Below are 21,735 nucleotides of genomic sequence, written 5' to 3' on the forward strand. Positions count from 1 at the left end.
GTCAGGTGAAATTATTTAGGCTCGGTACCGAACCATTTTTTGTAGATTTCGTTATAGGTGCCGTTCTCTTTCAGGGTTTTCAGCGCGCCGTTAACTTTGTTACGCAGGTCGTCGCTGCCTTTCGGGAATGCAATACCGTACTGCTGAGCTTCCAGAGAATTACCTACCGCTTTGAACTTGCCGTTACCGGCAGTTTTGATGAAGTAAAGGATGTTAGGCGTATCGTGCAGCACCGCATCCGCGCGGTTGGTGCCCAGTTCCATGTAAGCGTTGTCGATGTTCGGGAACTGACGCAGGTCTTTGGTTTTGATGTTGGCTTTCGCGTAATCAACTGAGCCAGTGCCGCTCTTCACGGCGACCACTTTACCGTCGAGATCTTTCACGCTTTTCACATCGTTGTTATCCGCTTTCACCATCACCAGCAGGCCGCTTTTGTAGTAGCCGTCAGAGAAATCGATGGCCTTTTTACGCTCTTCGGTAATGGTGATGCCTGCCAGCGCCAGGTCAACGTTTTTGGTTTGCAGTGCCGGGATAATGCCGCTGAAGTCCATTGGCTTCAGGGTGTAATCCAGTTTGAGTTCTTTTGCGACAGCGGCCCACAGATCCACGTCAAAACCAACGTATTTATCACCCTGTTTAAATTCAAACGGTACGAACGCCGTGTCCGTCGCCACAACCAGTTTGTCGGCAGCCTGCGAGGACACCGCAAACGCCAGGGTAAGTGCAGCCAGTGAAACTTTTAATACAGACTTCATAGCATTTCCTTTTATATCCACGGGGCGATCCCCTGCGAGAACCTCAGGCACAATGAAAAAATCGTGCCAATTTTACAAGCTGTTGTTTTGCAAAGGGGATGATGTCACGCATTGCACGAAAAGCGTGGCAATTCTGCCAGGTTGCACCAGAATGGAGCACCGTTTTGGTGCGCTTCGTTAAGGTCTTCTGACAGGGGGATATTTAGCGCAGAATCTGACGAAAAAACAATCTTCCGTTAACGGTTGTGTGAGGTGATTATTACATTTTATTCACTTTTGCGGCCGTTGCGGGCAAAAGTGCGCACCATAAATGTGCAAAACCCCCGCCAGGGGCGAGGGTTATTCGGAAAATCCGCAGGGATTATTCGATGTTGGACTCAATGAACCACAGGAACTGATCCAGGTCGCGTGATGCGGCAGTGAAGATATCAGCAGTATCTTCATCTTTGGCTTCGCCAATCGCTTTACGAACATCATTCGCCACAATCGCGTAGCGGTCCGCCAGCTCTTTCAGGTGATCCTGAACGGTATGGATATCCAGCGGATAGCTTTTCAATGGCGTTTTGCTGTTGATCACCTGTGTGGTACCCAGTGCCACGCCACCCAGCTGTACGGCACGTTCGGCCATGGTATCCAGGTGAGTCACCAGTGCTGTGCGGAAGCCATCCAGCATTTCATGAACGGCAATAAAGTTTGCACCGCGCATATTCCAGTGAGCCTGTTTGGTGATCAGCGAAAGATCGATGAACTGAACCACCTGGCGATTCAGCAGCTCAATGGTCGCTTTTTTATCGCTATCCGATACATCGTTACGGGTATAAAGCAGATTAGACGCTTTCGTTTTCACCAGTTTAGCGGTACTCATAATCTCATATCCTCTTGATGTTTGTGTCCCAGGTAATTACGGGACTAAGTATAGCACCGGATTTTTTCTCTGCGGTTTGGCTCTGCCTATTGGTTTAATAGTGAAAGTAAGATTGTATTATCAACTGATTGAAAAATAAGTAGTTTATTAAAGTTGATACAGATCAATCTTAATTCATTCTTCGGGAAGCCGGGCAGGTGAAATATTTTGGCAATACAAGACAGTTTGTAAGAAATTATTTGAAGTACTGACGAGGCGTATATTCTGCATGGCGGGTTAGCCATGCAGAATTTAAGGCCTAGTTGAGATCGATTTTTTGCACTTTAGGTTCCGGGCGCATGGTCAGGGTGGAGCCCATTGACGCCGCGATAATGGAACAGAGCGCCAGCGTTTGTACCAGGGTCAGGGTTTCACCGAGGAAAATCATTCCTGAGATGGCGGCCAGCGCGGGCTCCATGCTCATGAGCGTACCAAAAATGCGTGTGGGCAGGCGCGTCAGGGCGATCATCTCCAGAGAGTAGGGCAGGGCCGTAGAGAGAATGGCAACCGCCAGACCAACCGGCAGGATTGACCACTGCCATATTGAGTCTGTCGCTTGTGCCATTCCGATTGGGACAAAGATTACGGCGGCAATTAGTGAGCCTAAGGCGACCGTCGCGGGGCCGTGCTCTTCGCCCGCACGCTGGCCAGTGAGAATATACACCGCCCAGCATGCCCCCGCGCCCAGCGCCAGAGCTGCCCCTGTCAAATCGATTTGTGAAACGCTTTGCCCGAGCGGCAGCAGGAACCATAGCCCCAGCACGGCCAGTATGACCCAGATAAAATCTACCGGACGACGAGAAGAGAAGAGTGCAACCGCCAGCGGGCCGGTAAATTCAAGCGCGACCGCGATCCCCAGCGGGATAGTCTGAATAGAGAGATAGAACATGTAGTTCATCCCTCCCAGTGCCAGCCCATAAAAAAGCAGTGGCAGTCGCTGCTCCTTTTTAAACCGTAGCCGCCAGGGTTTAAAGATAACCACGAGGATCAGGGTGCCTAATGCGATACGCAGCGCCGTGACGCCGGGCGCACCAACCAGCGGAAACAGCGATTTTGCCAGCGACGCGCCGCTTTGTATGGACATCATCGCGATAAGTATGACTGCCACCGGCATCCAGACCGACGATTTACGGGGTAAACCTGGCATCCTTTCTCCTGTCAATTTTTGTCAAAAGAGGTAAAAGTCGCAGTGTAATGGAAATAAGCTGCGACGGTTGAGCTACTGTTGAAAAAAATCCAGGGAAAATCCGTAAAATGAGGAAAGGTTGATGCTTTTATCGCCTGAAAGATTAGGAATAATCTGGATGAACTTTCTGGCGATGACGCGCACTATTAGCGTTTGAAGGTGAAAATCTGGAGTTATTTTAACAAGATAGCTGGTGCTGGAAATGTTCTGTTACAGGAAAGGTCGCATTAGACATCGTGAATGACAAAGAGTTTCACAGATTTTTTTGATATATTTAAAACTTACGGACTTACTTGAAGCACATTTGAGGTGGTTATGAAAAAAATTGCATGTCTTTCAGCACTGGCAGCTGTTCTGGCTGTTTCCGCAGGTACCGCTGTAGCGGCAACTTCTACTGTAACTGGTGGTTACGCTCAGAGCGATATGCAGGGCGTGATGAACAAAACCAACGGTTTCAACCTGAAGTACCGTTACGAGCAAGACAACAACCCGCTGGGTGTGATCGGTTCTTTCACTTACACCGAGAAAGATCGTACTGAAAATGGCTCTTACAATAAAGGTCAGTACTACGGCATCACCGCGGGTCCTGCTTACCGCCTGAATGACTGGGCAAGCATCTACGGTGTTGTAGGTGTTGGCTACGGTAAATTCCAGCAGACCGAAAACCAGGGTCTGAACCGTACTGCAAGCAACAGCGACTATGGTTTCTCCTATGGCGCAGGTATGCAGTTCAACCCAATCGAAAACGTTGCTCTGGACTTCTCCTATGAGCAGAGCCGTATCCGCAACGTTGACGTTGGCACCTGGATCGCGGGCGTAGGTTACCGCTTCTAATCACTTCGGTGAGCCAGTAAAAAATCCGCCCTTTGAGGCGGATTTTTTTGTTTGTACCCTCTCCCCGTGGGAGAGGGCCAGGGTGAGGGCATTAGCCCGCACGAAACGGCAGAAATTACTTACTCTTAATATCGAAAATATCCGTCCCAAGATGGTTATAGTCGACTTTCTGTAACTTAAAGTTGGTAATGTAAACTGGCGGGCCCTTCTTCCCGGAGATAAACGGGTAATCATTTTTTATCTCTTTCGCCTTAATCCCCGTCCACTGTGAGAAGAATTTCAGGAAATCGTTCGCGGAACGGCGCGCTTTTATAATGCGATGCGTTTTGTCATCACTCGACAGCACCATAAACGGTACCTGGAAGTTCTGCTGGAACTTGTCATCGTGGGCCAGATACTGCACCTCTTTACCGCGCTCCTTAAACGCCAGGCCGTGGTCAGAGAAATAGACCATCGAGAAGCTGTCGCCGCTGTTGCGCAGCTGCCCGTACAGCTTGCTGAGCAGATCGTCGGTTTGCGTCATGGTGTAGAGGTAGCAGGACGTCTCTTTGGATTGCACAAACTCCGCATATTTTCCCCCGGTACGATCGCATGCCTGCGGGTGTGACCCCATCAGGTGCAGGACAATCAGCTGCGGCTGGGTGCGCTGGGTGGCAAAGACCTGCGCCGTCATTTTTAGCAACGCTTCATCTTTTGTGTTTTTATCGGCTTCGAAATCACCGCTTTTCAGGAACTGTACCTCGTCGGCACGCTTCGCGATGCTGGCGATGGCGGTATCATATTCGCCGATCTGTCCCTGGTTAGAGAACCACCATGTCTGAAAACCTGCCCGGTTGGCCAGGGTGACAAAATTATCCTGAAACTGCGGTTTTCCATCCACCACGCGGTTGAGCGTCAGACCGAGTGATTTCTGCGTCGAGCCGCTGGCCGCCACGTAGTCGGTAAACAGCGTACCGTTAACGGCGCTGGCAAACGGCGTGTTATCCCAGTGACCGCCAAACGCGCCGAGCGCATCGCGACGCGCGCTTTCTCCGATCACCACCACGTAGGTGTGATACTTCGGTTTCACCGCCAGCACGTTCCAGGTGTCTTTCATGGTGGAAAGCTCGGCCATACGTGCCTGCTCGTCGAGCACTTCCTCGTTATTCACCACCACGTCTTTGACGAAGCGAAACACCGGATACCCGGTATCTTTAAGCTTAAACACGCCGCCCCAGGCCAGATTTTGTACCGGCGCAACAAAAAACGTCACCACGCTAAAGGCCAGGCACAGGCTTTCAATTTTACCCCATGCTTTTTTCCCGACGGGCTTACGGCGAACCGCAATCACGCCGAGGGCAAAAATGAAAAGGCCAACCACGTAGTTGTACCACGGAAAGATCGTCAGGATCTCTGTGGACTCTTCCATATTGGTGGAGTGGAGCGCCAGCAGGGTATTAAAGTTTGGCGCGCCATAGGCCTGGCCAAACGGGAAATAGGCGGCAGCAACCAGAGAACAGATCCCGATAAGCACCTTCTGCATGCGCGGTGCGCTTCGCCAGAGAAGGTGAAGAATACAGGTGAACCCGACGGCATAAAGCAGGCTAAAGGGGTAGCCAAGAGCAAAGTTAATCAACAGCGATTGCAAAAAATAGAATCCCGTCCACGGGCTTAAGCCCCGGCTGCGGGTAACAAGTGTATCAATCAGGGTTACGTTCATAGATCACTATCACGAAAACGCCATGTGCTCACCCTGGCGTCAAGGGTCAAAGCCTGCCGGACAGTGCGTGGAAAGGGAATGAGAGGTCCGCTTCAGCGAGCCGCAAATTGTGCAGGGCTGCAAGAAGATAGTGCGAGCGTGAATTAAGGTCAACAGTTGCTAAACAGATGTTTTGCGAAGGGGGCTGCAAATACGCAAAAATAATCGGGAACAGGCCAGCTTACAGCGAAAGTGTGACAGGAAAATGAAGCGGCGTACCGCGACGCCGCTTAGTGGGAAGAGTTGTCGTCCTGCTGGGGTTTGGCGTTAAACATATCGCACAGCATGTTCAACAGCATCAGGCGCACTTTAAAAGGAGAGTGGGTAAACACGTTCATACACCTCTTGAATTCATTCATAAGACCTCCTGATTCATGATCCCTTCGATCCGTGAAGGGTGACTGCATTACATACAGATATAGCACAGGCTATATTGTATAGCTATGGCTAATTCGTTAATTTTTTGTGCTTGTAGAGCTATGGTTTACAATGTGCGCTCCGTTACAGGGCGCTGGAAGCGTCAACCCCATTGAGGAAGCACAATGAACCGTCGCGCAGGTAAGCCAACAACAAAAAAAACGACGCAACTGGTGAACGTTGAAGAGCATGTGGAAGGCTTCCGCCAGGTGCGCGAGGCGCATCGCCGGGAGCTGATTGATGATTATGTCGAACTGATCTCTGATCTGATTCGTGAGGTTGGAGAAGCGCGCCAGGTGGATATGGCCGCACGCCTTGGGGTGTCGCAGCCAACCGTTGCCAAAATGTTAAAACGTCTGGCGTCGGTCGGGCTGATCGAGATGATCCCCTGGCGCGGGGTGTTTCTCACCGCTGAAGGCGAAAAACTGGCGCAGGAGAGCCGCGAGCGCCATCAGATCGTCGAGAATTTTTTACTGGTGCTGGGCGTCAGCCCGGAAATTGCCCGTCGGGATGCCGAAGGTATGGAACACCACGTCAGCGAAGAGACGCTGGTGAAGTTCCGCGAATTTACGCTCAAATACGGTCCCTCCGCTGAATGAACATCCCCGGCTTGCAGGCCCTGAAACGCGATCGCTTTTTCCATCTTTTACTTATCACTGGCGTTGGGCTCAGCGTCTTTGTGCCCTTCACGCCGCACACCTGGCCGGCGGCCATAGACTGGCGCACCATTATTACCCTGAGCGGTTTGATGATGCTCACCAAAGGCGTGGAGCTGAGCGGCTATTTTGACGTGCTGGGGCGCAAAATGGTGCGCCGCTTCGCCACCGAGCGCAAGCTGGCCCTGTTCATGGTCTTTTCGGCGGCGCTGCTGTCGACGTTTCTCACTAATGACGTGGCGTTGTTTATCGTGGTGCCGCTTACGCTCACGCTGCGTAAACTGTGCGAAATACCGGTTACCCGTCTGATTATCTTTGAAGCGCTGGCCGTCAATGCGGGCTCGCTGCTCACGCCGATCGGTAACCCGCAGAACATTCTGCTGTGGGGACGCTCCGGCCTGTCGTTTACCGCATTTACCGGGCAGATGGCGCCGTTGGCGCTGGCGATCGTGGCGTCGCTGCTGGCGGTGGGCTGGTTTGCTTTCCCGAATAAATCGTTGCAGTACCACAGCGGTACAACCGGGCCCCAGTGGCAGCCGCGTCTCGTCTGGAGCTGCCTGGGGCTGTATATCGTTTTTCTTATCGCGCTGGAGTTAAACCAGGCGCTGGCTGGCGCGCTGCTGGTGGCGTGTGGCTTCCTGTTCCTCGCCCGGCGGGTGCTGGTGAGCGTTGACTGGACGCTGCTGCTGGTGTTTATGGCGATGTTTATTGACGTCCATCTGCTGATCCAGCTCCCGGTATTGCAGAACGTTCTCCATAGCGTCAGCGGTCTGTCGCAGCCGGGATTATGGCTGACGGCGATTGGTCTCTCGCAGGTGATCAGTAACGTGCCGTCCACCATTTTGCTGCTTAACTATGTTCCCCCTACGGTACTGCTGGCGTGGGCGGTCAACGTCGGCGGCTTTGGGCTGCTGCCCGGCTCGCTGGCTAACCTCATCGCCCTGCGGATGGCCAACGATCGCCGCATCTGGTGGCGCTTCCATTTATGGTCAATCCCGATGCTGCTCTGGTCAGCGGCGGTCGGTTTCGGACTATTCCTTCTCATATAGTGCGCAATTTGTCAGTTTTTCCTGGCAAATGTATAGCAACGTCCTAGCTTTAGTGAACGGCATAGTGTGATGCCGCTCACTGACAGGACCGTTGCTGAACTATGGCAGAAGATCAAAACCCACCTGCTGACGAGCAGGATCAAAACAATAACGAGCGCAAGCGCCCGGGGAAAAAACCGTTAATTATCCTTGGTATCGTGGTCATCGTGATGGTGATTGTGGCGCTGGTCTGGTGGTTTTTAACCCGTAACGAAGAGACCACCGACGACGCCTTCACCGATGGCGACGTAGTGACCATTGCCCCAAAAACGGCAGGCTACGTCACAGAACTTCGCGTACGGGATAACCAGCGCGTGAAAAAAGGGGATGTGCTGGTGGTGATCGATCCGCGTGATACCACCGCTCAGCGCGATCAGGCTCAGGCCCAGCTTGGGCTGGCGGTTGCGCAGTTGCATCAGGCCCAGGCGCAGCTGGCGCTCTCGAAGGTGCAATATCCCGCCCAGCGTGATGAAGCCAAAGCCCAGGTACTTAAAGCCCAGGCGGATATGGCCAACGCGCAGGCGGAGTACCGCCGTCAGCGCGGCGTTGACCCGCGCGCGACCACGCAACAAAGTATCGATGCCGCGAACGCTCAGCTGCGCAGTGCGCAGGCGGGGCTGGCCAGCGCCCAGGCGCAGCTGGAGGTGGCGGAGCAGGTCCAGCTGCAAATCCGCCAGCAGGAGACCAACGTCGAAGCCCGCGAACGCCAGGTCGATCAGGCCAGAGCGCAGCTGGAAACCGCCAACCTGAACCTCTCTTATACCGAAGTCCGCGCCCCGTTCGACGGTTTCGTCACTAAACGCAACGTCCAGCCCGGTACGCTGGTGCAGGCCGGCACGGCGCTGTTCTCGCTGGTTTCCCCGAACGTGTGGGTGGTGGCGAATTTCAAGGAGTCGCAGCTTGAGCGCATGAAGCCGGGCGACAAAGTGACCGTGTCCGTCGATGCCTGGCCGGATATGGAGCTGGAAGGCCATATCGACAGCATCCAGCAGGGCAGCGGCTCGCGCTTCTCCGCCTTCCCGTCGGAAAACGCCACCGGTAACTTTGTGAAGATCGTTCAGCGCGTACCGGTGAAAATCGTGATTGACAAAGGGCTGGATCCGAACAAGCCGCTGCCGCTGGGGCTGTCGGTTGAACCGAAGGTCACCGTGGAATGACGGATCACAGCCACGATAACTGGAAGCCAGCCAGTAACCCGTGGGCGGTGGCGATTGTGGTCACCCTGGCGGTGTTTATGGAAATTCTGGACACCACCATCGTCAACGTGGCGCTGCCCCACGTCGCGGGGTCGCTCTCGGCCAGCTATGACGAATCCACCTGGGTGCTCACCAGCTACCTGGTGGCGAACGGCATCGTGCTGCCGATTTCGGCCTTTCTCAGCCGCCTGTTTGGCCGCAAACAGTTCTTCCTGATCTGCATTGTGATGTTCACCATCTGCTCGTTCCTGTGCGGTATCGCCACCGAGCTATGGCAAATCATCCTGTTCCGCGTGATGCAGGGGTTCTTTGGCGGCGGGTTGCAGCCTACCCAGCAGTCGGTGCTACTCGACTACTTTAAGCCGGAGGACAGGGGCAAAGCCTTTGGCCTTTCATCCATTGCCATTATCGTCGCGCCGGTACTCGGCCCCACGCTGGGGGGCTGGATCACCGATAACTACTCCTGGCGCTGGGTGTTCTTTATCAATATCCCGGTAGGGATTGTGACGGTGCTGGCCATCTATCAGCTGCTGGAAGATCCGCCGTGGGAGAAAAAGTCGGAAGAGAAGCTCACCGTCGACTGGACGGGGATCGGCCTGATCGCCCTCGGTCTTGGCTGTTTGCAGGTGATGCTCGACCGGGGCGAAGATGATGACTGGTTTTATTCGAACTTTATCCGCACCTTCGCAGTACTGACGCTGGTCGGTATTATCGGCGCGATCTACTGGCTGATGTATGCCAGAAAGCCGGTGGTGGATCTGCACTGTATGAAGGACCGCAACTTTGCGATCTCCAGCCTGCTGATGGCGGGGATGGCGATGATCCTGTACGGCAGTTCGGTGGTTATTCCGCAGCTGGCGCAGCAGGATTTGGGCTATACCGCCACCTGGTCCGGGCTGGTGCTCTCGCCCGGCGCGGTGCTGATTGTGCTGACCATCCCGCTGGTGCTGAAGCTGATGCCGGTGGTGCAGACGCGCTGGATCATCGCCTTCGGCTTTACCTGCCTGGCGGTGTCGTTCTTCTGGTCCCGCACGCTGACGCCGGATATCGATTTCGAAACGCTGGTGCTGTTCCGCAGCGCTCAGTCGATTGGACTGGGGTTCCTGTTTGTGCCCCTCACCACAATTGCTTTTATCTCGATCCCGAGGCGGCTTAACGCCGACGCGGCGGCGCTGTTTACCATGTTCCGCAACGTGGCCGGCTCGATTGGGATTTCGCTCTCGACGGCGGCGATCACCGAGCGCTCGCAGGCGCACAGCGCGCATCTGGCTTACCACGCTTCGCCGTTTAACGAGCAATTCCAGCTGGCGATTCGCGAAAGCGCCCAGGCGATCCAGAACTTCACCACTCAGGTGGGCGATCCGACCGGCATTGCCACCGGACGGATGTACCAGACGATGATCGAGCAGTCGCGCTTTCTGGCCTACATTGACGTCTTCACCATTCTGAGCGCGGTGGCCTTATTACTGATTCCGTTTTGTTTATTGCTCTCGCCGGTTAAGAGCGAGGGGAGTGCAGGAGCACACTGATGATACACAGACGTTTACACCCCCTGATGATAATGATGCTGCTGGTGGGTTGCGCCGTCGGGCCGGACTACCAACAGCCTGCACTGCTCGCCACCACGCACTGGAACGATAAGGGCGACAGCGCGGTGAAATCGCAAACTTCCTCCGCCGCCACTAACCCGCGCTGGTGGAAAACCTTCGGCTCGCCGCAGCTCGACAGCCTGATTGAACGCGCCATCGCCGGGAATCTGACGCTACAGCAAACGGTATTACGCATTGCCGGCGCGCGCGAACAGATTAACCAGGCCGGCGGGGCGTTTTTCCCGTCGGTGAATGGCAATGTGCAGGCGACGCGCCAGCAGCTTGGGCTGGAAGGGGAGCTGAAATCCCACGGCGTGTACGACCAGTTGAATAATGTCGATCCTGAACTGCGGGGCGCGTTAGGCCCGCTGACGCAGCCGATTAACCTCTATCAGGGCAGCTTCGACGCCCAGTGGGAAATCGACCTGTGGGGCAAGGTGCGCCGTCAGGTAGAAGCGGCCGAGGCGCAGCAGCGGGCAGCGATCGAGCAGCGTAACGATGTGCTGGTCTCGCTGGAAGCCGAAGTGGCGCGGGCGTGGCTACAGCTGCGTGGGGCGCAGAGCATCATTGCCACGCTTAATACGCAAATTGAAAGCGCACAGCAGACGCTGGATCTGACCGAAAGCCGCCAGCGGGGCGGGCTGTCGCCGCAGATGGACGTGGAGAACGCCCGGGCGCAGCTGGGCAACCTTGAAGCGCAGCTGCCGCAGTATCAGGCGCAGGAACGCCAGGCGATGAACGGGCTGGCGATCCTCCTTGGCAAACCGCCGGGGGCGCTGGATGCCGAACTGCAATCCGTGCAGTCGATGCCTGCCCTGCCGGATATTGTGCAGACCGGTATTCCGTCCACCCTGGCGCGCCGTCGCCCGGACGTGCGCGAAGCGGAGGCGAATCTCCATGCCGCCACGGCGCAGATTGGCGTCTCGGTGGCAGAGCTGTTCCCGAGCTTTACCCTCTCCGGGCAGTTTGGCTTGCGCAACAGCGAATCCAACTGGCTAACCGACTGGAGCAGCCACTTCTACAGCTTTGGCCCGCAGGTTTCCATACCGATTTTCCAGGGCGGTCGGCTGGTCTCCAGCGTTAAGGTGGCGCGCGCGCAGCAGGGGGCGGCGGTGCTGGACTATCGTCAGACGGTGCTGACGGCGCTCGGCGACGTTGAAAACGCGCTGGTGAGCTATCGCACCGACCAGCAGCGTGAAGCGGGCCTGGCGAAAACCATCGACGCGCTGCAAAACGCCTTTGATCTCGCCAGCGACAGCTACCGGCAGGGGATCGCCAGCTTTATTGACGTGCTGGACGCCCAGCGTCAGCTCGCTCAGGCCGAACAGCAGCGGGCGCAGGCGCAGGTGCAGAGCGCGCTTGATCTGGTGGCGCTCTACAAAGCCCTCGGCGGCGGCTGGGAGCCGTATCAGCAGGTGCGGCTGCCAGACTACAGCGTCTTTGGCGACGCCCCGCGCGGATAATCTGTTAACAGCGATGACTCTGGCCGGATCCGCGCAGCGAATCCGGCCTTTTTATTGGGCGCGAAATAAATATTTTGACCGGACAAATTTAAGCATTATTTAGCCAACATCAGGTTAATGACTGGCACAATAATTCCGTTCTTACTTACTTAAGGGAACTAAGAATGAGTTGGAATAAAGATGTTGCTATTTCACACCTCCGGTCACACGCTCTTGGTCGTTCGCATAACGAATGTGCGACTTTTACCAGAGAGGCTATAGCGGCAGGCGGCATTCGTCTGGAGAGAACGCTAAACGCAAAAGATTATGGGCCATCATTATTGCGGGCGGGATTTCGTGAAGTCCCGCCGGGTTCAACATTATTGAGCGGTGATGTCGCAGTGATCCAACCTTATCCGGGAGGAAACTCCAGTGGGCATATGACAATGTATGATGGGACACAATGGATCTCCGATTTCCGACAGCGCAGCATGTACCCTGGTCCAGGGTATCGCGCAGCTCAACCGACTTTCAAAATATACAGGATGAATTGATGCGAGCCGCAATAGTGTTAGGCGTATGCTTGCTCTCAGCTTGCTCAGTTAAGCCGGAACAGAGCGCGCCGACGCGAGTACATTCTTTTTACGCCACGTATCTGATGTCACTTACAAGTAGCGACAATGAATATTCGCCGTCTGATCTGCGCGTATATGTCTCTGCTGACACGATTAAGAGACTGGATGATATAGAGTCGATACCTGAACAAGACCTGCTTGGATCTGATTACTTCGCTTATGCGCAGGACTATGATCCCGCCTGGGTGTCGGCGTTAAATGTCGGGCCAGCCAAATCGTTTATGGGAGGTGAGGTTATGCCAGTCTGGATCGGGAGAGAAAACGGCGGAAAAGTAGAGTTGCAGGTATTCGTTCGTCGTGAGGCTGGCGCATGGAAGATATACAGGGTTCGTGATGTCACCGACAACTATGAGCATCCCATATTCAATGCCGGAGCAATTGCCCAGGCAAAAATTGCAGCCGAAAGCGGGCTTTAAACGTTAAACAGGAACTTAGCCTCGGCAACTGCCGGGGCTTTTTATTTCCATCAACCTCACAAAAAACGATCCACACCTTTGATCGACATACCATCTTCGCCTATATGACTAGTCATGAAATTTAAATGACTAGGCATAAAGGGAGCAACCATGAACAAATCACTGCCAGCCAACTTTTTATGGGGCAACTCGGTATCCAGCATGCAGACGGAAGGGGCCTGGAATGAGGGCGGGAAGGGGATGTCGGTGTATGACATTCGGGAAGCCGGTGAAAACATCTCTGACTGGAAAGTGGCGACCGACTCCTACCACCGCTACCGGGAAGATTTCGACCTGATGCAGGATCTGGGCATGAACTGCTACCGCTTCCAGATCTCCTGGAGCCGCATCTGCCCGCAGGGTGACGGCGAGTTCAACGACGAGGGCATCGCCTTTTACGACCGCTTTATTGACGATTTGCTCGCCCGCGGTATCGAGCCGATGGTCTGTCTCTACCACTTCGATATGCCGCTGGCGCTGGCGCAGGAGTACAACGGCTTCAACGATCGCCGCGTGGTGGACGCCTTTATCCGCTACGGCAAAAAGATGATCGACTGCTTCGCTGACCGGGTGAAGTACTGGCTGACCTTCAACGAGCAGAACATTTTCCATATGCCGGAAGCTTTTCGCATTTCCGGTTACATGAAAGGTGAACAAACCCTGCGCGAGCTGTATGAGCTTCAGCACCATGCGATGGTGGCGCACATGACACTGACCGAATACCTGCACCAGACTAAGCCTGGCAAGCTGATGGGCGGCATGCTGGCGCACCAGCTGATTTATCCGGCCACCTGCAAACCGCGCGATATCTTCTGCGCCCAGCAGTACGACGAATTCCTCAACCAGAACCTGCTGCGCGTCTTCGCGGGCCAGGGCTACAGCCCGGCGGTAATGGCGGTGGTGGAGCAGGAGGGCTTCGGCGATATCTACCGCGCAGACGATCTCGCGCTGTTTGCGCGCACGAAGAACGACTTTATGGCCTTCAGCTACTACGCCAGCAAAACGCTGGACAGCGATGCCATCCCGGAAGGCACGCCGGTTAACTATTACCTGCTGCACGGCGAGAAAAACAATCCGTACCTGAAGGCCACCGAGTGGAACTGGCAGATCGATCCGCTGGGCTTTCGCACCATCATCACCCGCTACGCCAACGACTGGCGGATGCCGGTATTCCCGATTGAGAACGGTATTGGGGTGATTGAGTCCTGGGATGGCGTGGATCCGGTTGAGGACACCTACCGCATCGACTACCACCGGGCGCACATCGAGGCGATGAAAGCGGCAATATTCGAGGATGGGGCAGAGGTGATGGGCTATCTCGGCTGGGGGTTGATTGACATTCTCAGCTCGCAGGGTGACATGCGCAAGCGCTACGGCGTGGTCTACGTCAACCGTGAAAATCACGACCTGAAAGACCTGAAGCGCGTGCCGAAGAAGAGCTACGCGTGGTTAAAACAGGTTATCCATACTAACGGACGCGAGATGTAAGCCGTACGCTGCCGGGCCGTTTTTGTGACTGATTAATGGGAACACTCCGCTATGTCTGAAACAAAAATAACACCGCACATGCAGTCTTTTGTCGATAAATTTGTAGAGTTCTCGGCGCGCCTGGCAAACCAGGTGCATCTTCGCTCCCTTCGCGATGCCTTCGCCACGGTAATGCCGATTTTCATCCTTGCCGGTCTGGCGGTGCTGGTGAATAACGTGGTGTTCCCGTGGATTTTTGCGGGCGACACGCTTACGCAGTTTAAGGTGTGGGGCGAGGCGATTATCAACGGCACGCTGAACATCGCCGCGCTGCTGCTGGCCCCGATGATCGCCTGGTCGCTGGCGCGCAACAAAGATTTCGACAATCCGGTCTCGGCAGTGGTTATCGCCGTCAGCAGTTTCATTATCATGATGCCGATGCGCTTACAGATTACCCCCGTCGGCAGCGACGCCACGGTGAACGTCACCCAGGTTCTGACGTTCGCCAATATTGGCTCCACCGGGATTTTCGCCGGGGTGCTGATTGGGCTGCTCTCAACCGAGCTGTTTATCGCCATTTCACGGCTGAAGGCGCTGCACATTTCGCTCGGGGAGAACGTACCGCCAGCGGTGAGCAAATCCTTTACCGCGCTGATCCCGACGATCCTCACGCTTTCCCTGTTTGCGGTGCTGGCGGCCATACTGGCGAACGTGCTGCACACGGATCTGATCCATCTCATTACGACATTTATTCAGCAGCCGCTGCGGTTGATCAACACCAGTCTGCCCGGGACGATTTTCATCTACAGCTTCGGTAACTTCCTGTTCACGCTCGGTATTCATCAGTCGGTGGTCAACAGCGTGGTGCTGGAGCCGTTCCTGCTGATCAATACCAATGAGAATATGCTGGCCTTCGCCAACGGCCAGCCGATCCCGCACATCATCAACAACATCTTTGTGCCGACCTTTGGCATGGTGGGCGGGACGGGCAGCACAATCTCATTGCTGATCGCTATCTTCATCTTCTCAAGACAGAAATCAGCGAAGCAGGTGGCGCGTCTGTCGCTGGCGCCGGGTCTGTTTAACATCAACGAGCCGGTGATTTTCGGCCTGCCGATAGTCTTTAACCTACCGCTGATGATCCCGTTTGTGCTGCTGCCTGCTATCGGGATTTACTTTGCGTGGCTCTGTACCACGCTGGGGTTCATGTCGCGCTGCGTGGTGATGATCCCGTGGACGACCCCGCCGATCCTTAGCGCCTGGCTGGCGACGGCGGGGGACTGGCGGGCGGTGGTGGTGCAGTTGGCAATCATCGTATTTGGTGTATTCTTCTACCTGCCTTTCCTAAAGGTGGCCGAGCGAGTGGCCTTGAAAAACAGCGGGATAGAAAACTAACTGAAAGGAAGGAAGATGGCGGCGAAGTACATCACCATAGCGCGGGAAATTAAGAAACGCATTATTACCCAGCAGTACGCCGCCAATGAACCGCTGCCGGACCAGTTCGCGCTGGCGGCGGAGTTCAGCACCAGCCGGATGACCATTCAGCAGGCGATGCGCCAGCTGATCGTTGAAGGGCTGGTCTATACCCGACAGGGGCAGGGCACGTTCATCCGCAAAAATTTCCTCCAGCTTTCCCAGTGGGATCTCTCCGGCAGCGACTACTTCGGGGCGACCAAAACCTGGGAACATTTAGGCACGGTGACGAGCCAGGTGGTGCACTTCGAACTGCGCTTCCCGAACGAGAAAGAGCAGGCATCGCTGATGATAAATCCGGATACGCCGATCTATGACTTTATCCGTCTGCGTTTACTAAACGGTGAGCCGATGTCTCTGGACGCCACGGTAATGCCGCTCAATCTGGTCCCCGGTCTGAACAAAACCCATCTTGAAAGTTCGGTATTCCGGTATGTGCAGGAGACGCTGGGGCTGAAGATCATGGGATCGTATCGGGTGGTGCGGGCGCTGAAGCCCAGTGCGCTGGATATGCAGCACCTTGTCTGCGAGCCAACCGACCCGGTGCTGGAGGTAGAGCAGGTGATCTATCTGGAAGATGGTACGCCGCTGGAGTACGCCCATTGTCACTATCGCTATGACCATGGCGGTATCGTTATCGTGAATAACGGATAAAAAAAAGCGGACTTCAAGGTCCGCTTTTTTAATTATCACGATTAGTTTAAACGCACCGGCATACCGGAACGGTTCTGAATCGCCTGGTCAACGATGGTCGTGTCAACATCCGCCTGAGAGGTAACGGATTGCACCGCGCTGGTCAGCTTAATCGGTACGATTTCGTTGTTGTTGATCTGATCTTCGCTGGTGGACAGCGGGTTATGCACTTCAATGTAACGGCTGCCGTCCGGCTCTGACGTCGCTTTCACCGGTTCGTTAATGAACTGCACGCGCGTACCAACCGGCACGTTATCGAACAGGAATTTGATGTCTTCATTACGCAGACGCACGCAGCCGTGGCTTACGCGCAGGCCGATACCGAAGTTGGCGTTTGTACCGTGGATGGCATACAGACGACCAATGTACAGCGCGTACAGACCCATCGGGTTATCCGGGCCGGCAGGCACAACGGCTGGCAGCGGTTCACCGGCAGCAATGTACTCAGCGTGCATTTTGGCGGTCGGCGTCCAGGTTGGGCCCGCTTTCTTACGCTCCACTTTGGTGGTCCAGTTCAGCGGGGTGTCTTTACCCAGCTGACCGATACCGATAGGCAGAACGATCACGGTGTTGGTGCCTTTCGGGTAGTAATACAGACGCATTTCGGCGCTGTTAATTACGATACCTTCGTGCACGGTATCCGGCAGGATCAGCTGCTGTGGAATGTTGAGTACGGTACCCGCTTTCGGCAGATACGGGTCAACGCCCGGGTTCGCTTCCAGCATGTTAGACAGGCCGAGCTGATACTGCGCCGCGAAGTATTCCAGCGGCTGAGTGTTACCTTCCGGCACCGTCACCACCTGGTTTTCACCCACCAGACGGCTTCCGTCTGTCGGCAGGGGATACGTCACCGCAGACGCGGTCTTACAAAAACCTACTACGGCTAACGCCGCCGCAAAAAGCGTTGTTAATTTCATGTTCATGTTATGCGAGGTATCTAAGCCATTCTGGCGATGAGTTGATAAGTCTGAATCGGTAATGGGAGCGCATTATATGTGCATTCCCGTTAACTGGGAATTCAGATGTGTACGAAATCACATTTTTTTCGATTTTGTTAAAGTTTAGTGGATTACTGCAACACGGGATCTCAATTCGGAATTGTGGCATAATGCCGCGTTTATCACACTTTTCGCAGGAATCTCTCCGTGTTAGTTACCAGCAACGTCACTATGCAGTTTGGCAGTAAGCCGCTGTTCGAAAATATTTCCGTCAAATTTGGCGGCGGCAACCGTTACGGCCTGATTGGTGCCAACGGTAGCGGAAAATCCACCTTTATGAAGATCCTCGGCGGTGACCTGGAGCCAACGCTCGGTAACGTGTCGCTCGACCCTAACGAGCGCATCGGTAAGCTGCGTCAGGATCAGTTCGCCTTCGAAGAGTTCACCGTGCTCGACACCGTGATCATGGGGCACGCGGAGCTGTGGGAAGTGAAGCAGGAGCGCGATCGTATCTACGGTCTCGCTGAGATGAGCGAAGAAGACGGTTACAAAGTGGCCGACCTGGAAACGCAATACGGTGAAATGGACGGCTACTCTGCGGAAGCGCGTGCGGGCGAACTGCTGCTGGGCGTCGGCATTCCTGTTGAACAGCATTATGGTCCGATGAGCGAAGTTGCGCCAGGCTGGAAGCTACGTGTGCTGCTGGCGCAGGCGCTGTTCTCTAACCCGGACATCCTGCTGCTCGACGAACCGACCAACAACCTGGACATCGACACCATCCGCTGGCTGGAGCAGACGCTGAACGATCGCGACAGCACCATGATCATCATTTCGCACGACCGTCATTTCCTGAACATGGTGTGTACCCACATGGCGGATCTGGACTACGGCGAGCTGCGCGTTTATCCGGGCAACTACGATGAGTACATGACGGCGGCAACCCAGGCACGTGAACGTCTGCTGGCCGACAACGCCAAGAAGAAAGCGCAGATTGCGGACCTGCAATCCTTCGTCAGCCGCTTCAGCGCCAACGCCTCTAAGTCGCGTCAGGCGACCTCGCGTGCGCGTCAGATCGACAAAATCAAGCTGGAAGAGGTTAAAGCCTCCAGCCGTCAGAACCCGTTCATCCGCTTCGAGCAGGACAAGAAGCTGTTCCGTAACGCGCTGGAAGTGGAAGCCCTCACCAAAGGCTTCGATGAAGGCCCGCTGTTCAAAAACTTCAACCTGCTGCTGGAAGTGGGCGAGAAGATTGCCATCCTCGGCGCCAACGGCGTGGGTAAATCCACTATGCTGAAAACCCTGGTGGGTGAACTGCAACCGGACAACGGAACCGTGAAATGGTCTGAAAACGCGCAGATTGGTTACTACGCGCAGGACCATGAATATGAATTCGAAAACGATCTGACTGTCTTCGACTGGATGAGCCAGTGGAAGCAGGAAGGCGACGATGAGCAGGCGGTACGCAGCATTCTGGGGCGTCTGCTGTTCAGCCAGGACGACATCAAAAAGCCCGCCAAAGTGCTCTCCGGTGGTGAAAAGGGCCGTATGTTGTTCGGCAAGCTGATGATGGAAAAACCGAATATTCTGGTGATGGACGAACCGACTAACCACCTGGATATGGAATCGATCGAATCCCTGAACATGGCGCTGGAGATGTATCAGGGCACCCTGATCTTCGTCTCTCACGACCGTGAGTTCGTCAGCTCGCTGGCGACCCGCGTGATCGAAATTACGCCAGAGCGCGTGGTGGACTTCACCGGTAACTACGAAGATTACCTGCGCAGTAAAGGTATCGAGAGTTAAAAAATAGCCGGGTGGCGGCTTCGCCTTACCCGGCCTACATTTTATCCCCTCTCCCTGTGGGAGAGGGTTAGGGTGAGGGCTACAGGCCGCACTACACCACCCACTCGCCCCCTTCAACTCCATTCACCCGCAGCGTACGTTTTTCCCCCGCCGGTAATGATACCTTCAGCGCCTTCCATGCCGGACGATAGTCGCCGCGAGCGTTCACCTTCAGGTTGATGGTTGCGCCATCGCACACCATTTCCCATTCCACCCACAGCGCATTGCCGTTCAGGTAGCCCCAGCTTTCACCGTCGTCTTCAAACAGCAGCCCCGAGGTTGTGCCGACGCCTTTCACCGGGAACAGCTTCAGCTCACGGGTATCGTCTTTATCGGCGCTCACGTGACGGATGCGCTCGCTGAGCGGCAGACCGGCCCCGGCGCGCACCAGCAGCGGCAGTTTTTCCAGCGGCGCATCAAGGACGATCGCTTGCCCGCCCGCATACCACGCGTGGGTGTAAAAATCGTACCAGCCGGTTTCGTTATCCGGCAGCCAGACGCGGCGCTCGCGCTGCCCGGCTTCGACGACGCTGGCGACCAGCAGGTCGCGGCCCAGCAGGAAGTCGTCGCACTCTTCAAAGGTCTGCGCATCGTGCTCATGATCGAGGAAGGTCGGGCGCAGCATCGGTTCGTCGTCGGCGTGCGCCTGCCAGAGCAGGGTGTAAAGATACGGCAGCAGGCGGTAGCGCAGCTCAATCGCGCCGCGGATGGCAGGCGTGACGCCCGGATACATCCACGGCTCGTTCACCGTGTGGTCATCGTTCCACGAGTGAATGGTAAAGCGCGGGTGCATCACGCCGTTCTGCACCCAGCGCACGAACAGCTCGGCGTCCGGCTTGTCGCCGGAGAAACCGCCGACGTCGTGCCCGACGTTGAACAGCCCGGACAGGCTCATGCCCAGCCCCATGCGGATGTTATAGCGCAGGGTGTCCCAGTTGGTGCGGTTGTCGCCGCTCCAGGTCTGAACGTAGCGCTGCATCCCGGCGCAGCCGGAGCGGGAGATCAGATACGGACGCTTTTCCGGCGCAAAGCGCTGCTGCGCTTCCAGCGAGGCGCGCATCATCAGCAGCGGCATCACCGGGCGAATATGCTTGATGGCTATCTCCTTGCCGAAGCCATAGCAGCGCGCTTCCCCGTCCCACACTTCATACTCGTTGTTGTCGTTCCAGGTGGAGTCGATGCCCATCTCCAGCAGCTGCGTGGTCACGCCGTTCTGCCACCACTGCACCGTCTGCGGGTTGGTAAAGTCGAGGTGTGAGCCTTCATCATCCCAGAAGCTGGAGCGTTCGGGTGCATCGGTTTCTGAATCGCGAATGAACAGCCCGCGTTCCGCCACTTCGCCGTAGCGGGGATGATCCTGCAACAGACAAGGCTTGATGTTGGCCGCAAGCCGCAGCCCCGCGTCGTGGAACGCCTGGCTCATCACCTTCGGCTGCGGCACTTTGTCGTAGTTCCAGTTAAAGACGTAGCGCTTGCCGTTAATTGAGGTATAGCCGGAGGAGAGCTGGAACGAGTCGCACGGAATGGCATGCTCCTCGCACAGGCGGATGAAGTTCATCAGCTGATTCTGCGCGTCCGGCGCGTCGGTGTAGTGCATGGTTGAGCCGCTGTAGCCCAGGCTCCATTTCGGTCCGAACAGCGTTTTTCCGGTCAGGCGAACAAAGGCTTTAGTGACGTCCAGCACGCGCTTGCCGGTAAAGATGTAGTAATCGATATCGCCCGCTTCCGCCTGCCAGCGGCGGTAGGCGGTGTGATAGTTGTCGATCTCGTTACCCAGATCCAGCCAGCAGCTGCTCAGGTTATCGTAGAACAGACCGTAGCTCACGTCATCGCGACGGGTGAGGGTGAACGGGATGTGCTTGTACAGCGGATCGGTGCTGGCCGCGTTATAGCCCATCGCGTCCAGGTTACGCATCTCGTAGCGTTTGCCGTTGCGCTGTAAATCGCCCGCTTTCTCACCCAGACCGTAAAAACGTTCATCCTTACGGCGGCTGAGATAGTGCGCCACGCCGTCACCGTGGGCGTTCAGCAGGTAGGCGCTGGTCGGGCGGTCATTGACCAGCGGCTGCCACTCGCCCGCGTCATTGCGGTAGTGCCACTCCAGCCACAGCGGCTGGTGGACGGTGACGCGCAGCTGCTCGGTTGCCACGGTTAACGTATCGTCCTGCTGCGTCAGCGTCCAGGCGGGGCAGGAGAAGCCGCTGATATCGTCACGACGGCGACCTTCCCACGGCACGTCTTTTTCCGGTGCGATGCTCCAGGTGCGGTCCAGCGCCAGCTCGCCTTTACGCTTGATCAGCACGCGGAACAGGTTCTCTTCCAGCACATACAGGCACAGGCGGTGCTGGCTATCGACCAGCAGTTCCAGATGGTTTGCCGACTGCGTATCAAGGGTCCAGTTTTTCAGGGTTTTCATATGCAATACAT

19 protein-coding genes are annotated in these 21,735 nt (G+C 55.7%); 12 read left to right on the top strand and 7 right to left on the bottom strand.

Going from position 1 to position 21,735, the window contains the following annotated elements; all coding sequences use genetic code 11:
- Nucleotides 1-11: 11 nt before the first annotated feature.
- The 3 genes from glnH to rhtA all read right to left on the bottom strand — a co-directional run bounded on the left by glnH (nt 12) and on the right by rhtA (nt 2,806).
- A complete protein-coding gene (gene glnH, locus DD597_RS01140; RefSeq protein ID WP_129255874.1) occupies nt 12-755 on the bottom strand; it encodes a glutamine ABC transporter substrate-binding protein GlnH in 744 nt (247 codons plus the stop codon).
- 361 nt (nt 756-1,116) lie between these two features.
- Nucleotides 1,117-1,620: a DNA starvation/stationary phase protection protein Dps gene (dps, locus tag DD597_RS01145; RefSeq protein WP_000100801.1), complete on the bottom strand. Its 504-nt coding sequence runs from the start codon at nt 1,618-1,620 to the stop codon at nt 1,117-1,119.
- 298 nt (nt 1,621-1,918) lie between these two features.
- The gene (gene rhtA, locus DD597_RS01150) at nt 1,919-2,806 is read right to left on the bottom strand and encodes a threonine/homoserine exporter RhtA (RefSeq protein WP_022650655.1); all 888 of its coding nucleotides are present in this window, start codon (nt 2,804-2,806) and stop codon (nt 1,919-1,921) included.
- 354 nt (nt 2,807-3,160) lie between these two features.
- Here rhtA and ompX point away from each other — a divergent pair, with 354 nt between their 5' ends.
- Complete coding sequence (gene ompX / locus DD597_RS01155; RefSeq protein ID WP_003858450.1) at nt 3,161-3,679, top strand: outer membrane protein OmpX; 519 nt, start codon at nt 3,161-3,163, stop codon at nt 3,677-3,679.
- Nucleotides 3,680-3,794: 115 nt separating this feature from the next.
- Here the strand turns inward: ompX and DD597_RS01160 are convergent, their stop codons facing one another.
- Both DD597_RS01160 and mntS read right to left on the bottom strand, forming a co-directional pair.
- Nucleotides 3,795-5,378, bottom strand: coding sequence for a phosphoethanolamine transferase (locus DD597_RS01160; protein WP_032608903.1), 1,584 nt, complete (start codon nt 5,376-5,378; stop codon nt 3,795-3,797).
- Between the two features lie 269 nt (nt 5,379-5,647).
- Entirely contained in the window at nt 5,648-5,776 is a 129-nt protein-coding gene (gene mntS, locus DD597_RS01165) for a manganase accumulation protein MntS (protein ID WP_017384915.1), read from the bottom strand.
- Nucleotides 5,777-5,959: 183 nt separating this feature from the next.
- Here mntS and mntR point away from each other — a divergent pair, with 183 nt between their 5' ends.
- From mntR to DD597_RS01215, 10 genes are all read left to right on the top strand, one after another.
- The gene (gene mntR, locus DD597_RS01170) at nt 5,960-6,433 is read left to right on the top strand and encodes a manganese-binding transcriptional regulator MntR (protein ID WP_022650657.1); all 474 of its coding nucleotides are present in this window, start codon (nt 5,960-5,962) and stop codon (nt 6,431-6,433) included.
- A complete protein-coding gene (locus DD597_RS01175) occupies nt 6,430-7,539 on the top strand; it encodes an anion transporter (protein ID WP_017384914.1) in 1,110 nt (369 codons plus the stop codon). The genes mntR and DD597_RS01175 overlap by 4 nt, the downstream gene beginning before the upstream one ends.
- Nucleotides 7,540-7,640: 101 nt before the next feature.
- A complete protein-coding gene (locus DD597_RS01180) occupies nt 7,641-8,735 on the top strand; it encodes an HlyD family secretion protein (protein ID WP_015571057.1) in 1,095 nt (364 codons plus the stop codon).
- The gene (locus DD597_RS01185) at nt 8,732-10,303 is read left to right on the top strand and encodes a DHA2 family efflux MFS transporter permease subunit (protein ID WP_015571056.1); all 1,572 of its coding nucleotides are present in this window, start codon (nt 8,732-8,734) and stop codon (nt 10,301-10,303) included. Before DD597_RS01180 ends, DD597_RS01185 begins: the two co-directional genes overlap by 4 nt.
- Complete coding sequence (locus tag DD597_RS01190; protein WP_129255875.1) at nt 10,303-11,826, top strand: efflux transporter outer membrane subunit; 1,524 nt, start codon at nt 10,303-10,305, stop codon at nt 11,824-11,826. The genes DD597_RS01185 and DD597_RS01190 overlap by 1 nt, the downstream gene beginning before the upstream one ends.
- 164 nt (nt 11,827-11,990) lie before the next feature.
- Nucleotides 11,991-12,359, top strand: coding sequence for an NlpC/P60 family protein (locus DD597_RS25080; RefSeq protein ID WP_071787975.1), 369 nt, complete (start codon nt 11,991-11,993; stop codon nt 12,357-12,359).
- Nucleotides 12,359-12,856 (top strand): YbjP/YqhG family protein, encoded by a 498-nt coding sequence (locus tag DD597_RS01200; protein WP_129255876.1) that lies wholly within the window; start codon nt 12,359-12,361, stop codon nt 12,854-12,856. Before DD597_RS25080 ends, DD597_RS01200 begins: the two co-directional genes overlap by 1 nt.
- 150 nt (nt 12,857-13,006) lie before the next feature.
- Complete coding sequence (locus DD597_RS01205; protein WP_022650662.1) at nt 13,007-14,383, top strand: glycoside hydrolase family 1 protein; 1,377 nt, start codon at nt 13,007-13,009, stop codon at nt 14,381-14,383.
- 51 nt (nt 14,384-14,434) lie between these two features.
- On the top strand, nt 14,435-15,757 hold the full coding sequence (locus tag DD597_RS01210) for a PTS sugar transporter subunit IIC (protein WP_023324365.1): 1,323 nt from the start codon (nt 14,435-14,437) through the stop codon (nt 15,755-15,757).
- 15 nt (nt 15,758-15,772) lie between these two features.
- Complete coding sequence (locus tag DD597_RS01215; protein WP_015571043.1) at nt 15,773-16,489, top strand: GntR family transcriptional regulator; 717 nt, start codon at nt 15,773-15,775, stop codon at nt 16,487-16,489.
- Between the two features lie 41 nt (nt 16,490-16,530).
- Here DD597_RS01215 and ldtB read toward each other — a convergent pair whose 3' ends face one another.
- Entirely contained in the window at nt 16,531-17,451 is a 921-nt protein-coding gene (ldtB, locus tag DD597_RS01220) for a L,D-transpeptidase (RefSeq protein WP_003858435.1), read from the bottom strand.
- 222 nt (nt 17,452-17,673) lie between these two features.
- Here ldtB and DD597_RS01225 point away from each other — a divergent pair, with 222 nt between their 5' ends.
- Nucleotides 17,674-19,269 carry an ABC-F family ATPase gene (locus DD597_RS01225; RefSeq protein ID WP_003858434.1) on the top strand — a complete coding sequence of 532 codons (1,596 nt, stop codon included), beginning with the start codon at nt 17,674-17,676 and terminating at the stop codon, nt 19,267-19,269.
- Nucleotides 19,270-19,360: 91 nt separating this feature from the next.
- On the opposite strand, the gene DD597_RS01230 is transcribed toward DD597_RS01225, so the two are convergent.
- Nucleotides 19,361-21,724 (bottom strand): TIM-barrel domain-containing protein, encoded by a 2,364-nt coding sequence (locus DD597_RS01230; protein ID WP_129255877.1) that lies wholly within the window; start codon nt 21,722-21,724, stop codon nt 19,361-19,363.
- Nucleotides 21,725-21,735: the final 11 nt, after the last annotated feature.

The sequence above is a fragment of the Enterobacter cloacae complex sp. 677-3DZ2D5B genome (genome assembly GCF_004136695.1).
GTDB lineage: Bacteria > Pseudomonadota > Gammaproteobacteria > Enterobacterales > Enterobacteriaceae > Enterobacter > Enterobacter hormaechei_C.